Here is a 15,911-nt window from a genome sequence, read left to right as displayed (position 1 = left end):
ACCAAATATTAATTAAACCAGCTTGACGTATGAACGTATTTTACCCTTTAAAACAGGGGCTCTTTGTGCTGTTTTTTTTCTCTGTACTTACTGCCAGTGCCCAAAATGGCTCGGTAACAGGTAGGGTACTGGATGAAACGGGTCAGGGTCTTCCGGGTGCTTCTGTAGTTGTTAAAGGAACAACAAGAAGTACCGCAACCGATGCAAAAGGCAATTATAGTTTAAGCGCATTGCCCGCTGGAAACCTGGTACTCGTAGCCAGTTATGTGGGGTATGAGACGCTGGAAAAACCGGCTGCAGTTTCCGGAAATATTACGCTTGATTTTAACCTTATACCGGATGCTCAAAAACTAGCTGAGGTGGTCGTTATCGGATATGGCACAACAACCAGGAAGAACCTTACCGGTGCTGTCACTACGGTAACCAGTAAGGATTTTCAAAAAGGTGTGATTACCACCCCTGATCAGTTGATCCAGGGTAAAGTAGCGGGGGTGGTCATCGTACCGGGCGGCGGACAGCCGGGCTCGGCGGGAACTATTAGAATCAGGGGAGGAGCTTCTTTAACTGCAAGTAATAACCCACTCTATGTGATTGATGGAATTCCTTTGAGTGGGGAAGGTATATCTGGAGCTGCAAGTCAGCTTTCATTAATCAATCCCGCAGATATTGAGAGTTTTACGGTACTTAAGGATGCGAATGCTACCGCGATTTATGGCTCCCGTGCTTCTAATGGCGTGGTACTCATCACTACCAAAAAAGGTGGGGCTGCCAAACCGACATTTAATTTCAGTACCAATAATTCTTATGCTACAGTTGCCAGAAAGGTGAATGTACTTTCTGCCGATCAGGTGAGGGCGTATGTAAACGAGAACGGAATTGCGGCAACCAAGGCTTTACCGGGGACGGCAAATACCGACTGGCAGGATGAAATATACGACAATGCATTTGGTACAGATAACAACTTTACTTTATCGGGTACTTTCCAGAATGTGCCTTATCGGGTTTCCGCAGGTTATCTGGATCAAAAAGGGCTGTTGTTAACGGATCGTTTAAAAAGAGGTACCGGAGGTATCCGTTTAACACCTTCTTTACTGGATAATCATTTAAAGGTAGATCTTAATCTTAAAGGGACGATTTCCAATTCACGATTCGCCAATCAGCTGGCAGTACCGAATGCGATTGCTTTCGATCCTACGCAGACCGTTCGTGCCAATAATCAGTTTGGTAATTATTTTGAATGGATCAGCGGGACTGTTCCTAATGTCAATACCCCCCGTAATCCGGTGTCTTTATTGGAAAACTATTCGAATAATAGTAAGGCAGATCGTAGTTACGGTAACCTGCAACTGGATTATTCATTCCATTTTCTGCCTGAATTACATGCCAATGTAAACATAGGGTATGATGTAGCTAAAGGACAGGGACTGACAAAGGTTCCTGCGGATGCAGCCTATTATTATCTAACTAAGGGATATTCGCTGGGCTACCTGGGTACGCAGCAGGATAAATTTATCGAGGCTTATCTGAACTACACGAAAGATGTAGAAAGTATCAACAGTAATTTTAACATCACTGCCGGATATGGTAATTACGATAATTCCAAAAAGAACTACGCTTTACCAACGTACAATGCATTGGGAGAATTACAAGCGATGCCGAATTTCCCATTTGATGTTCAGCGTAATAAACTGCTCTCTTACTATGGCCGTTTTATTTACACACTGGCCGACAGATATATATTGTCTGCTACAATGCGTGCCGATGGCTCATCTAAGTTTAATCCTTCAGGCCGATGGGGTTATTTCCCTTCAGCAGCTTTTACCTGGAGAGTAAAAGAAGAAGCTTTCCTGAAAAACAGCAAGACGTTGTCTGACTTGAAAATCAGGCTTAGTTATGGGGAAACAGGGAATAAAGACGGGATAGGAAACTATACGTATTTGCCAAATTACAGCACTAGTGTAGACCAGGCCCAATACCAGATGGGCGATAACTTTTACCATTTGTATAGCCCGCTTCCCTATGATAAAGATTTGCGCTGGGAGTCGACTACCACCTATAATGCAGGATTGGATTACGGTTTTCTGGATGGTCGAATTTACGGAAGTGTAGATATCTATTATAAAAAAACAAAGGATCTGTTGTCTACAGTTGAAATCCCTATTGGTACCAATTTTAGTAACCAATTGCTGACCAACGTTGGTAACATGGAAAACAAAGGTATCGAAGCCAGCATCAATATCGCCGTGTTAAAGAGTGATAAAGTAAACTGGGATATCGGTTTTAACCTTAGCTATAATAAAAACAAGGTGACTAATTTAACACTCAATAATAATCCTGATTTTAAACTGCAGGCACGTGGAATTACGGGAGGTATCGATAATTATATTCAATACCATACTGTCGGACTTGAGCCTTATGCTTATTTGCTCTATAAACAAGTATACGATGCCTCAGGAAATCCATTGGAGGGCGTATACGAAGATCTGAACGGAGATGGAAGAATAAGTGATGAAGACAGAAGGTTTTTCAAATCACCTACACCGGCTTATGTGATGGGCTTTAATACTTCCTTTAATTATGGCAGGTGGACTTTGAGTACGGTATTGCGATCAAACATCGGTGGTTACATTTATGATAATGTGTCGTCACAGTTTGGTGTAAGCCGTTTTATGTTAAACGAGAAATATATCAATAACGCCAGTACAGATCTTTACAAAAGTAAGTTTGTAAACAACCAATACAAGAGTGACTATTATTTGAAGAATGCATCATTACTGAAAATGGATAACCTGGGCTTGAATTTTAACGCAGGAAAGCTGTCCAGAACAGGTACAGCAACTTTATCTATTTCTGCAAATTGTCAGAATGTATTCGTGTTGTCCGATTATAAAGGTATTGACCCAGAGATCTTTTCAGGTATCGATTACAATTTATATCCAAGGCCCAGAACTTATACGCTGGGTATAAATGTTGGTTTTTAAATAAAGTATAAAGAAAATGAGCAATAGATATAAAATATATAGAGCTGCTTTACTGATATTGGTGATGGCAGTCAGCGCTTGTAAAAAAGATAGCTTAAACCTGGTTCCGACAAATGATATCATTGCTGACCAGGTGTACAGCTCAGCCGAAGGATATAAGCAGGCATTCGCTAAAGTTTATGCCAGCTGGGCATTGGTAGGAACTAAAGGCCCAACTAATTTAATTGGGGACCTGGCTGGATTTGATCCTGCCCAAACAGATTTTTTAAGGCAGTATTGGAATTTGCAGGAACTCACAAGTGATGCTTCTACCTGCGCATGGCCCGATCCGGGTATTCCTGAGGCGGTATACGGTATGCCTGGCCCGGATAACAATATGATCAAAGGATTGTATGCCAGATGTATTTATCAGATCACGCTGGCGAATGAATTTTTAAGAGAAAGCACGCCTGAAAAATTAAGTAGTCGTGGCATAAGGGGATCTGCGGTAACCGATATTAATCTGTATAGAGCAGAAGCAAGGTTTTTGCGGGCTTATCAGTACAACATATTAATGGATCTATATGGCAATCCTCCTTTTCTGACGGAGGTTGATGAGATTGGTAAGGTGAATCCTAAGCAAATTAAACGCGCGGACTTGTTTAACTATGTGGAATCTGAGCTGATTGCAATTGAAGGAGAGCTGGCTATGCCAATGACGAATGAATATGGCAGGGCGGACCGTGCTGCGGCCTGGACAATCCTGGCCCGTATTTATCTCAATTCAGAAGTCTATCTGGGTACTGGTAAGGGCAAATATACGGAAGCTATTAAATATGCGAGCAAAGTGATCGGAGCGGGTTATGCACTGGCTGGAAATTATAAAAATCTCTTTCTGACGGATAACTATAAAACCAGCAAGGAGATTATTTTAACCATTAATTACGATGGATTTAAAACACAGACTTATGGCGGTACCACATTTCTGATCAACGCTAATATTGATCCAGGTATGAATCCTGCTTCCTTTGGTGTGCCTGGCGGCGGATGGAGTGGTTATCGGGCCAAAAGTACATTGCCTTTGTTATTCGGAGATTATTCCGGTAACACAGATAAACGGGCCATGTTTTTTGGTGCCAAAGCCGCAAATGATGATATCTCGGTATCTACAGATGGACTTCGGACCACAAAGTTCAGAAACGTAACTTCTACAGGTGAAATGGCCGGATCCCAGGACGGCATGTTATCTTCATTGGATTTCCCATTGCTGAGACTGGCAGATGTTTATCTGATATATGCTGAAGCTGTCCTGAGAGGCGGGACCGGAGGTACAATGGGGCAGGCATTAAACTATTTTAATGCACTTAGAGAAAGAGCATATGGCAATACTTCCGGTAATGTAACTGCTATTACACTAAACGATATTTTGAATGAACGTGGCAGAGAACTTTATCTGGAAGGCTATCGCCGTACGGATCTGATCCGGTTCAGGAAGTTTACAGGCGGTGGTTATCTATGGCCGTGGAAAGGTGGTATTAAAGCAGGTAAATCACTGGAAGATTTCAGGGCTTTGTTCCCTTTGCCAATAACGGATGTGGTAGCCAATCCAAATCTAACCCAGAACACAGGATATTAATATTTAAGCTATAGATATGAAACCATTTATTTTAAAATCCATTGCCATCGGCTTAATCGCAACTGGTTTATGGTCATGTAAAAAAGATGAAGCCCCGGTTGTTGCTACATCTGGCAATGGGGGAGCTTTAAAAGCATCTGTGGCAACTGTGGTTTTAGATAAAACCATGCTGACTACCAATGTGATTACTTTTACCATGAATGAGGCTGATTTCGGTTATCAGGCAGCTGTAACAAACACTTTGCAGTTATCACCTAAAGGTGAAAATTTCGCGGCAGAAAAAACGAAAGAGATTACGCTCGACCCTAAAGTCACTACTAAAAGTTACAACGGTTTTGATTTTAATAACCTGTTGCTGGCACTAAATTTACCGACTACGGATAATTCTGATGTAGAAATCAGGGTTAAATCTTCCATATCCAAAAACCTGGCACCTGTTTACAGTAATGTGGTTGGCATCAGTGCCCGGCCGTTTCCTTTAACCAGCTGGGTATATGTACCCGGTGCTTACCAGGGTTGGGATATTCTGAAGGCAGATAGTCTGGTGTCGATTACCGGTAATGGTATCTATACGGGGGTCATCAATTTTGTGGCTGAAAATTCAGAATTTAAAATTGCGCCGGCCAAGAAATGGGACTTTACTTATGGAAATGGTGGCGTAGGAAAGTTAAGTACAACGGGAGGTAACCTCAAAAACACTGCTGCCGGTCCGCAGCTGCTGACGGTTGATCTGAATAACAACGTATGGACTATTGAACCTGCAAACCGCTGGTCTGTTATAGGTGACGCTGTTCCTGGCAGCGGCTGGTTTTTCGATACGGATATGAAGTTCGTAAACGACGGGAAAGACCAATATGTTCTGGTTACTAATCTGGGAGTAGGGGAATTTAAATTCAGAAGAAATTACGATTGGGGTGTAACGATTGGTGTCGGGGCCGCAAATATTAAAGTTACGGCAGCTGGCAGTTATACGCTTACATTAACAGTGAATGCGGATGGGAAAACGGGGAGCTATATAATGATTAAAAACTGAGTAAAATAGAAAAATGAAGAAGTACATTAAAGCAGATGCATGGCGGATTATTGAAGAGGGCTTTGATCCACATTTAAACAAAATATCAGAAAGTATTTTTAGTTTGGGGAATGGAAGGATGGGGCAGCGTGCCAATTTTGAAGAGGTTTATACTGGCGATAGTTTACCCGGCAATTACATTGCCGGGGTTTATTATCCTGATAAAACCCGGGTCGGATGGTGGAAGAATGGTTACCCTGAATCTTTGGCCAAGGTGATCAATGCTGCCAGCTGGATTGGCTTAGATGTTACTATTGACGGAGAAGTGCTTGACCTGGCACAGGTGCAGGTCAGTGATTTTAAACGGGAGCTGAACATGCAGGAAGGTTATCTGCAACGTAGTTTTACCGCTAGTTTAAAGAGCGGTAAAAAAGTAAGCGTAAAAGCTACTCGTTTCTGCAGTATTGCTAATGATGAAGTCGCTGCTTTGCGCTACAGTGTAACACCTTTGAATTTTAGCGGACAGCTAACTTTTACAGCTTTTATAGATGGCGATGTTAAAAATCAGGATAGCAATTATGGAGAGAAATTCTGGGAGCCCGTTGCTACTGAAGTTAGTGGAAATGAAGCTTATTTAACTTTAAGGACGAAAAAAACAGGGTTTGAGGTTTGTACGGGGAGCAGTGTTAGTATTTTTAAAAATCAGGAACAATTGAGACTTGCTTTAGCGCCTGTGTATCAGGATAAATATGTTGGACAGACTTTTACTGTTGATGCTGAATACGAGGACGAAATTACCATCTATAAAGTTGCTGCAAATCTTTCCTCTGAAAACCATCCGAAGCCGATATTGATGGATCAATGTAAAGTTGTGGTACAAAAAGCAGCTTTAGAGGGCTTTGATTTGTTGTTGTCGGCTCAGGCCACTGCATGGGCAAGTAAATGGAAGGAAAGTGATATTGTAATAGAAGGAGATGTGGCCGCTCAACAGGCCATAAGGTTCAATATTTTTCAGTTGTTTCAAACTTATACGGGGAAAGATGATAGATTGAATATTGGCCCTAAAGGTTTTACTGGAGAGAAATATGGAGGTTCTACCTTTTGGGACACTGAGGCCTATTGTTTGCCTTTTTATCTTGCAACTGCAGTGCCAGAAGTGAGTAGGAACCTGTTGATATATCGTTACAAACAGTTAGATAAGGCTATTGAAAATGCTGGAAAGTTAGGCTTTACTGGTGGAGCGGCTTTATATCCAATGGTAACGATGAACGGGGAAGAGTGTCATAATGAATGGGAAATTACTTTTGAAGAGATTCACCGTAATGGGGCCATTGCCTTTGCCATTTATAATTATATCCGTTATACAGGGGATGAAGCTTATTTGACCGATTATGGTCTTGAAGTATTGGTCGCCATTGCCCGGTTTTGGAAACAGCGGGTAAACTGGAGCAATCATAAACAACAATATGTGATATTGGGTGTAACAGGGCCTAATGAATATGAAAATAATGTTGACAATAACTGGTACACAAACCTCATGGCAACATGGTGTTTAAAATATGCGAAAAGATCTGCTGAAATTGTAAAACAACAACAACCGGAAAAATATAACCTGTTGCTCAGGAAACTGCACATTAAAGAAAAGGAATTCGCTGACTGGGACTATATTGTTGAAAATATGTATTACCCTGAGGATTCAAAAAGAGGGATATTTTTACAACAGGATGGTTACCTTGATAAAGAACCGCTTACAATAAAGCACTTATCTGCGACAGACCGTCCACTTAATCAGAATTGGAGCTGGGACCGTATCCTGCGCTCTTGTTTTATCAAACAAGCAGATGTTTTACAGGGTTTGTATTTTTTTGAAGAAGATTATGATCTGGAAACCATCAGAAGAAATTTTGATTATTATGAACCTAAAACAGTACATGAAAGTTCGTTGTCACCCTGTGTACATAGTATTTTGGCAGCAAAATTAAATGATGAGGCCAGGGCGTATGAATTTTATCTGCGTACAGCCCGTCTTGATCTCGATAATTACAATAATGACACAGAAGATGGTCTGCACATTACTTCGATGGCAGGAACATGGATGAGTATCGTTGAAGGCTTTGCAGGTATGCGTGTTCGAAATGGTCAGTTACAGTTTAACCCTTTTTTACCAGGTAGGTGGGAGGCTTTTTCCTTTACGGTAATATTTAGAGGTGCTACTTTGAAAATAAAGATTACGGAGCATGGAATAAACATCAAAAATGAAACTAAAGTTACATTGATCGTAAAGCTAAGGGAGAAGGACTATAAGCTTGCTGCTTATGCCGAAATTGAGGCAGACAACAATGTTATCTTGTCGGTTTAAACTTTCTGGGGAGTACTAGTAAATGTTTTTTATTAATTTTGTAAGGAACCTTTAATGGAAATCCGATGAAAATGAGTCTTTTATATTTCTTGTTCCTTTTGTTGCCTTTTGCTGCAATAGCACAACAAGATGAGTCAACTTTGATAAAAATTGGTGACACTGTACCGCAGTTCAGTTTCGAAATTGAGAAGGGGAAAATGGTAAATATCAAGGATTATAAGGGAAAATTGATTTTGATCAACCTGTTTGCCACCTGGTGTCCGCCGTGTAATGAAGAATTACCTTTAGTTCAAAAGCAGATATGGGAAAAACATAACGATAATGAAGGGTTCGCATTTTTTGTATTTGGACGTGAAGAAGGATGGGATAAGCTGATTCCTTATAAAGAGAAAAAGGGTTTTACTTTTCCTATACTTCCGGATGCTGACCGCAATATATTTAAGCAGTTTGCGACACAGTCTATTCCAAGAAATATTATTGTTAATCAGGAAGGTAAGATCATTTACCAGTCAGTCGGATATTCGGAAAAAGAATTTGCTGAAATGGTAACCCTGATCGATGAGAACCTGAAAAAGCAAGCTGCAGGTAAGTAATTGTAATGAATACTGAACTGATTGCGGGGTTAAGACCCTTATTAAAAACTTATGCCTACAACATTTGTGGCTCTGTTGATGACGCGGACGATGTTGTTCAGGATGTGTTGATAAAATATCTGGGGCTGGATGAAGCTAAAATAGACAACCCTAGATCGTATCTGATCCGAATGGTTATTAACCGGGCCATCAATCAAAAGAAGAGTTTAAATAAGCGTGTTGTTAATTATCCCGGAGAATGGCTTCCGGAGCCTGTTGAGATGGAAAGTGCGGATAGTGGAATCAGTAAAAAGGAACTCCTTTCATATTCACTGCTGGTTTTGCTGGAGAAACTAAATCCCAGGCAGAGGGCTGTTTTTATTTTAAAAGAAGCGTTTGATTATGAGCATGCTGAGATTGCCGAAGTGCTTGATATTAAACCAGATCTTTCCCGGCAACTTTTAACGAGGGCCAGGAAAAGCATTGGCGACCCAAAACCGGTGACTCATAATAGTGTGTCTAAGTCCTTTTTAAATAATTATCTCAATATCCTTCATTCGGGTGATATGGAGAGGCTGGAAGCTATGTTAAACGATGATATCGTGTCTATTTCTGACGGAGGTGGTAAAGCTCGTGCGGCCATCAAACCGGTATTTGGTAAAAAGTCTGTAGCGGCATTACTGAAAGGTCTTTACACCAGATTTTATGAGCATGCGGTTGTACGTTATGGTATCATTAATCAACAACCAGCTTTGCTATACTATCAGGACGGTATTCTTGCCAAGTGTATGATATTTACACTTGTGAATGATCAGATCTCCAGCGCTTATATCATCAGAAATCCCGATAAATTGAAAAACTTAAATTAATTTTAAATACCTGTCACATTGTGTAGCTATTTTTTGTCTTGTTATTGATTTTAAAAATATACTACAATGGAAAGAATTAAAAATAACGAACTGCCACATGGATTGATGGCTTCAATGCACCAGGTGGAAGCTTATCTAAGTAACTGCGGATTAGATCATTCATTGCTGGAGTTGATGCGACTTAGGGTTTCGCAGATTAACGGATGTGCCTATTGTCTGGATATGCATTCCAAAGAGTTACTGCATGCAGGTGAAACCATTCAACGGATGATCTCTGTTTCAGCATGGAGGGAGGCTCCCTATTACACACCTAAAGAACAGGCCGTTTTAGCTTTTGCTGAATTGCTTACTTATATGAAAGCGGAAACTGACGCTGATGAATCGCATGAAGTATTATCCAGACATTTTAGTAAACAGGAAATAGCCAGTCTTACGTTGGCGATTGCACAAATCAATTCCTGGAACAGGATCGTGAAATCAACAGGAGCTATTGCAGGGAATTATCAGGTTAAACAGTAGCTTTTGCAAGCTACAATGGCATCTACTGCACTAAATAGTAGCAGTAGATGTTAGTATTCTTAAAAAAAAATAAAAATATTAATGCTGTAACTTTCTTTGAATAAGTGTTTTGTAAGGTTGTTCAATTGAATTTAATTAAATCAATATAATTTCTGATGTGTTCTTAGTTCAAATAATACTACATTTCGTTTGGTAACAAGCGAAAGTTTAAGGACTAAAATGGAAAAAAAAGCGAGCTATTATAATTTATTTGAAAAGTCCCCACTACCTATGTGGGTCTATGATGTAAATACTTACTGTTTTCTGGATGTAAATATTGCCGCCACACTACTTTACGGATTTTCAAAGGAAGAGTTTTTAACCATGACAATAACGGCTATCATTCCTGCAGAAGATATAGATATGGCTAAAAGTGTCGTGGAGGAAAATATTAAAACGGGAGAATTCTATAAAAATACTTTCAGACATGTAAAAAAAAGTGGTGAACTGCTTTATGTGGAAATTGAAAGTAGTCAGATTGAATTTGATGATAAACAAGCCAGAGTTGTTCTTGTACATGATATTACCAGGCGTGTAGAAAGTCAGAAAGAGATCATGGAGAGCGTCGAAAGGTATAATATTGTTTCGGAGGCAACAAACGACGTGATTTGGGATTATACAATCAATACAGGTCAGTTAAGTTGGAACAGGGGAATAAACGAGATTCTCAAGTATGAGGGGATAGGTCCGGTTACAGATATAGACTGGTGGAAAAATAATATTCATCCGGAAGACCGGGAAAGGGTTGTTGCAGAGTTTGACAGACACCTAGAGGAAGGACTGAAGAGATGGGAAGATCAGTACCGTTTTTTGTGTGGCGACGGTAGCTACAAACATATTTTAGATAGGGGATACATAGGTTTGGATGAGAAGGGACGTTCTTATCGTATGATTGGTGCGATGCAGGATGTCACAAAGGTAGTAGAAGAGGAACATTGGTCTAAGCTACTGGAATCTGTGGTCATTAATACTACTGATGGAGTTGTAATTACAGACGCTGCTGAGTCGGGGACCGTTATTATTTATGTTAACGATGCATTGGTGGATATGTCTGGTTTTAGTCGGGAAGAGTTAATTGGAAAGACTCCCGATATTTTTCATGGATTTAACCATGCCCAACAAGGATTAAAAAAGATCAACACCTCCGTAAAAAATGAGCAGCCATGTAATGTTGAGCTGATCAATTATACCAAAAATGGGAAAGCTTATGATGTAAGTGTTAATATTTGTCCCGTTACTGACCATACCGGAGCTGTTACACATTGGGTTTCTATCCAAAGAGACATGACTAAAAACAGGAATTATATCAAGGAGATTGAAGATCAAAATAAAAAACTGGTTGATATTGCCTGGATGCATTCACATAAGGTTAGAGGGCCTTTAACGCGAATTATGTCACTGGTTGAATTATTGAAAGACCATTGTTCCGAGAAAGACCAGGTGATATTACATGAATACCTCTCAAAATCGGCGTTAGAACTGGACCATGTGATTTCTGATATTACGAATAATACAGAGCATAGTGTTTTTACGATGAATGAGAAGAGATTTTATGCATTTATGGATGAATTGCCAGGATTGTGCTGGATTGCGGATGATGATAATTTTTTAAGATATGCCAATAAATGCTTTTTTGATACACTTCATTTTACTCCTGAAATAATTGGCAGGCCCCTTGAAGAAATTTTTGGTCATGAGATAGCCAGGATAGCATTAATAAAGAATAAAGATGTATTGAAAACTGGTGAAAACAAGGAATACCATCAAACAGTAAGAGATAGAAATGGACATCCACAACACTATAAGACCTATAAATTTCCCTTTAAAGATGGAGAGGGAGGTATGGTCGGCGCAGTAGCGTTTAATGTAACGAAGCGGATTAAACTTGAAGAAGAGTTGTATCAGAGTGAAGCTCAGTTTAAACAGGCTTTTGAACACTCATTAGTTGGAATGGCGCTGATTAGTCCGGAGGGGAAATGGGAGAGGGTAAATAGAAGTTTATGTCATATGCTCGGCTATACAGAGAACGAAATGAAGTTGCTTAGCGTTCAGCATTTGACTCATCCTGATGATCTTAAAGGTAGTCAGGCTATTTTAGAAGATTTGGCACTTGGTAAAATTGAAGAAGTAAAATACGAAAAAAGATACCTGCATAAAGATGGAAGCCCCATTTGGGTAGTTATCGCAGCCACAATGCTTTATGATAGCACAGGAAAAGCACTCCATTACGTATCACAGATTGAAGACATTACGAAAAGAAAAGAAATTGAAAATGACCTGGTATTGAGTGAAAAGAAGTACCGTACCATTTTTGAAAATGTACAGGATGTATTTTATCAAACCAACCAGGAAGGCATTGTTACTGAAATCAGTCCTTCAATTGCCCAGCATTCAGGTTATCTCCGTACCGAGATAATTGGAAGACCTGTTGGTGATTTCTATTATTATCTTCAGGACAGGGAGCGGATTATTGAACAATTGCGTATCAATGGTACTGTTATTGATTTTGAAGTCAGACTGAAGACCAAAGACGAAGAGTTGCGTTATGCATCAGTAAACGCTAAACTGAACGTAGAAAATGGTGTGATCATCGGTACGGAGGGCAGTATGAGAGATGTAACAAGAAGAAAGTTTCATGAGAATGCATTACAAGCCCTAAATACAGAACTAACGGCTTCAAATGAGCAAAAAAATAAACTCTTTTCGATTATTGGGCACGATTTGAGAAATCCTATATCAGGAAGTCTGCAATTACTGGATCTGACACTCGATGATTTTGAATCAAGCTCTGCCGATGAAGTGCATTCGTACCTTTCGATGATGAAAACTGAATTGTCGAATGCGAATGTATTACTTGAAGACTTGCTTACCTGGGCGAAATCCCAATTCAATGCGGTAAGTTTTAATCCTGTAGAAATTAAGAATCTTGACGGCCTTATTGAGAAGTGTATTCAAACGGTTTCTCCTATGGCCGTTAAGAAAAATATCAGCATTGTCCCTAATCTGAAGGGGGATCTGCTGCTACATGCAGATACCGGGATGCTGGAAACGATTATCCGAAATTTACTTTCTAATGCAGTTAAATTTACCGGTACAGGAGGGAGGATCGGACTTAAAGTGGCGGGTAACGATAATGGTGTCCTCTTTTCTGTTAAAGATAACGGAATTGGAATTCCAAAACATAAAATTGATGAGTTGTTTAACAAGAATTCAAACTACACTACTTTTGGTACTTCGGGCGAAAAAGGTACTGGTCTCGGACTAAGTCTTTGCAATGATTTCGTTTTAAAACATGGAGGAGCATTGTGGGTGGAAAGTGAGGAAGGAATAGGAACTACTTTTTATTTTACGATTCCGGAACTACTTAAGGATTCCTAAGTATTAAATATCATTTTCCCTTAACAGAAGTTCTACTACGTTTTTTAAAGCAGGATTTCTATTGGATTCTTTCCAGGCTACATATAGTTCTGTTCTTTGCGGAATGTCTTTTAGCTCAATGAATTTTACATTTAAATTGTACCCATATTGCAAGGATGTGGGTACAATTGCTACACCCAGACCTTCTTCGACTAATTTAAATATGGTAAGCGCATTAACGGATTTATGGAAAACTTTAGGTCGAAAGCCGGCATCCTCGCAAATACTCGTAATCAGGTCATGATAAAAGGGACTGTCCTCACTCGAAAAAAAGATAAAGGGTTCCTGGCTAAAATCTCTTACACTGTTAAAATTAGCCTCGGTTACCGGATGGTTCATCGGTAATACCATGGCAAAGGTATCCTGGTGTACCAAATGTCGGGAAATGCCTTCTGGTAAGCGATGCAAACGTACAAAGGCCAGGTCTAATTTGTCCTTTTCCAGTTGCTCTATCTGTAATTTATTGGGCATTTCATCTAAAATAGTCTGGATGCCGGGATATTCCTGGTTTAACCTTAACACCAGCTCTGGCACTACTTTTTGTGCAGCAGAACCTAAGAATCCTATACGCAATTCTGTTTCTTTACCCTGACTAATGTTGTCGAGCTGACGCCTGATTGTCTCCAGGTGATTGAAAATAAAGTCGACCTCTTCCTTTAAATATAGTCCAGCTGCTGTGAGTTCCACTTTTTTCTTGCTGCGGTCAAATAAACTTACCTTAAAAATTTCTTCCATCTGCATGATCTGCCGGCTAAGTCCGGGCTGCGAAATAAACAATAGCTCTGCAGCTTTTCTAAACTTCAATTCCTGGGCAAGAACCTGAAAATATTTTAAGTGTCGGAGTTCTATTTGATAACTCATAGTTATTGGTTGATGATGTAATTGGTATTTATAAGTATCAAAGATAGGGGTTATATTTGTGTAAATGATTTTAGATATGAGTGTTAATCAGATTTTTAATTACGGTTCAGATTTCCTTACAGTTAGTAAAGCGCTGGCAATCAGTAAAGGAACATTGAAAGGTGCTTTAGACCTTGAAACCCGTCAAAAAATAAAAGAGAGTAGTGCTATTGTTGAGAAAATAGCTGTTTCAGATAAAGCCGTTTATGGCATTAATACTGGGTTTGGCCCGTTGTGTACTTCAATGATCTCTGCGGATGATACTAAGAAACTTCAGGAAAATATTCTTAAAAGCCATGCTGTAGGCGTTGGAGAGCCAATAGATGAGGAGATTTCCAGATTAATGCTGGTACTTAAGTTGCAGGCGCTAGCCAAAGGATACTCAGGTATACAGGAGGCTACGCTTGACCGTATGATCTGGCACCTGGAAACAGGAGTGATCCCGATGGTTCCAAAACAAGGATCTGTAGGTGCTTCGGGTGATTTGGCTCCTTTATCGCATCTTTTTCTCCCTTTGATTGGATTGGGTAAAGTTCATTACAAAGGTAATATTGTTGCAACCGAAGGCCTGTTAAAAGAATTTGGACTTTCGCCGATAGCGTTAAGTGCTAAGGAAGGCCTTGCTTTAATTAATGGAACCCAGTTTATTGCGGCACATGCTGTAAAAGTAGTTGCCCGTTTTCACAATGTGCTGGCTACAGCTGATATTACTGCTGCGATGATGCTGGAAGGTTTAATGGGGTCGGTAAAACCTTTTGATGAGGGGTTGCATCAGTTAAGGCCATATGCAGGGAATCAGCATGTTGCTGCCAATATCAGGAATCTTTTAGCAGATTCTGAAATTGTAAACTCGCACCTGGATTGTGCAAAGGTGCAGGATCCTTATTCTTTACGTTGCATACCTCAAGTTCATGGTGCTTCCAGAAATGCCTGGTTACATTTGAAGGATACGCTGGAAATTGAAATCAATTCGGTAACTGATAATCCAATTATATTTAGTGAAGACCTGACGATTAGTGGCGGTAACTTCCACGGACAGCCTATTGCAATGCCTTTGGATTATGCTTGTCTTGCAGCTTCTGAAATTGGGAATATATCAGACCGCAGAATTTATCTTTCTCTGGAAGGAAATACGGAAGGTGTCCCTAAATTACTGATGCGTGAAACAGGTCTGAACTCCGGTTTCATGATTTTACAATACACTTCCGCTGCTTTAGCAAGTGAAAATAAAGGACTTTGTTTCCCTGCCAGCGCCGATAGTATTCCTACCTCTTTAGGCCAGGAAGATCACGTAAGTATGGGATCTATCAGTGGAAGAAAAGCGCTGCAGGTGATTGAAAATGTAGAGAAAATTTTAGGTATAGAGCTTTTCTGTGCAGCACAGGCAATGGATTATCATGCACCTTTAAAATCAGGGAAAATGGTAACAGCAGTGCATGATTTTGTACGTTCAAAAATTGAACACCTGGAGGAAGATCAGATCATGTATGAAATGATGGAAAAAGCAATTGAGATGGTGCAGAATGGTACGATATTACAAATTGCAACAGAAATAGCAGCGCAGGAAAATGTTGTTAATACCACTGCGTTTTCAGGTCAGTTTGAAAATTTTTAAACGATAGGACCCG

The 15,911-nt window shown here is 40.0% G+C and carries 10 protein-coding genes; 9 read left to right on the top strand and 1 reads right to left on the bottom strand.

The features are described from left to right. Positions 1–29 precede the first annotated feature (29 nt). The 8 genes from R2Q84_RS06270 (at position 30) to R2Q84_RS06235 (ending at position 13,344) form a co-directional block, all read left to right on the top strand. Positions 30–2,981 (top strand): SusC/RagA family TonB-linked outer membrane protein, encoded by a 2,952-nt coding sequence (locus tag R2Q84_RS06270; RefSeq protein WP_316815676.1) that lies wholly within the window; start codon positions 30–32, stop codon positions 2,979–2,981. Between the two features lie 16 nt (positions 2,982–2,997). After that, positions 2,998–4,596 carry a RagB/SusD family nutrient uptake outer membrane protein gene (locus R2Q84_RS06265; RefSeq protein ID WP_316815675.1) on the top strand — a complete coding sequence of 533 codons (1,599 nt, stop codon included), beginning with the start codon at positions 2,998–3,000 and terminating at the stop codon, positions 4,594–4,596. Positions 4,597–4,612: 16 nt separating this feature from the next. After that, positions 4,613–5,629 (top strand): SusE domain-containing protein, encoded by a 1,017-nt coding sequence (locus tag R2Q84_RS06260; RefSeq protein WP_316815674.1) that lies wholly within the window; start codon positions 4,613–4,615, stop codon positions 5,627–5,629. 13 nt (positions 5,630–5,642) lie between these two features. Next, complete coding sequence (locus R2Q84_RS06255) at positions 5,643–7,967, top strand: glycoside hydrolase family 65 protein (RefSeq protein WP_316815673.1); 2,325 nt, start codon at positions 5,643–5,645, stop codon at positions 7,965–7,967. A gap of 71 nt (positions 7,968–8,038) precedes the next feature. After that, positions 8,039–8,560 carry a TlpA disulfide reductase family protein gene (locus tag R2Q84_RS06250; RefSeq protein ID WP_316815672.1) on the top strand — a complete coding sequence of 174 codons (522 nt, stop codon included), beginning with the start codon at positions 8,039–8,041 and terminating at the stop codon, positions 8,558–8,560. Positions 8,561–8,565: 5 nt separating this feature from the next. Next, the gene (locus R2Q84_RS06245) at positions 8,566–9,408 is read left to right on the top strand and encodes a sigma-70 family RNA polymerase sigma factor (protein ID WP_316815671.1); all 843 of its coding nucleotides are present in this window, start codon (positions 8,566–8,568) and stop codon (positions 9,406–9,408) included. 66 nt (positions 9,409–9,474) lie between these two features. Beyond that, positions 9,475–9,927 carry a carboxymuconolactone decarboxylase family protein gene (locus R2Q84_RS06240; protein WP_316815670.1) on the top strand — a complete coding sequence of 151 codons (453 nt, stop codon included), beginning with the start codon at positions 9,475–9,477 and terminating at the stop codon, positions 9,925–9,927. 219 nt (positions 9,928–10,146) lie between these two features. Then, on the top strand, positions 10,147–13,344 hold the full coding sequence (locus R2Q84_RS06235; RefSeq protein ID WP_316815669.1) for a PAS domain S-box protein: 3,198 nt from the start codon (positions 10,147–10,149) through the stop codon (positions 13,342–13,344). A 3-nt stretch (positions 13,345–13,347) separates the two neighbouring features. Here R2Q84_RS06235 and R2Q84_RS06230 read toward each other — a convergent pair whose 3' ends face one another. Beyond that, complete coding sequence (locus tag R2Q84_RS06230; protein ID WP_316815668.1) at positions 13,348–14,244, bottom strand: LysR substrate-binding domain-containing protein; 897 nt, start codon at positions 14,242–14,244, stop codon at positions 13,348–13,350. A 76-nt stretch (positions 14,245–14,320) separates the two neighbouring features. Here R2Q84_RS06230 and hutH point away from each other — a divergent pair, with 76 nt between their 5' ends. After that, positions 14,321–15,898, top strand: a complete 1,578-nt coding sequence (hutH, locus tag R2Q84_RS06225; protein ID WP_316815667.1) for a histidine ammonia-lyase — start codon at positions 14,321–14,323, stop codon at positions 15,896–15,898. Positions 15,899–15,911 lie beyond the last annotated feature (13 nt).

The organism is Pedobacter nyackensis (assembly GCF_032678475.1).
Lineage (GTDB): Bacteria > Bacteroidota > Bacteroidia > Sphingobacteriales > Sphingobacteriaceae > Pedobacter > Pedobacter nyackensis_A.
The sequence above is the reverse complement of the archived record's forward strand: the minus strand, read 5'-3'. Positions and strand labels throughout refer to the sequence as shown.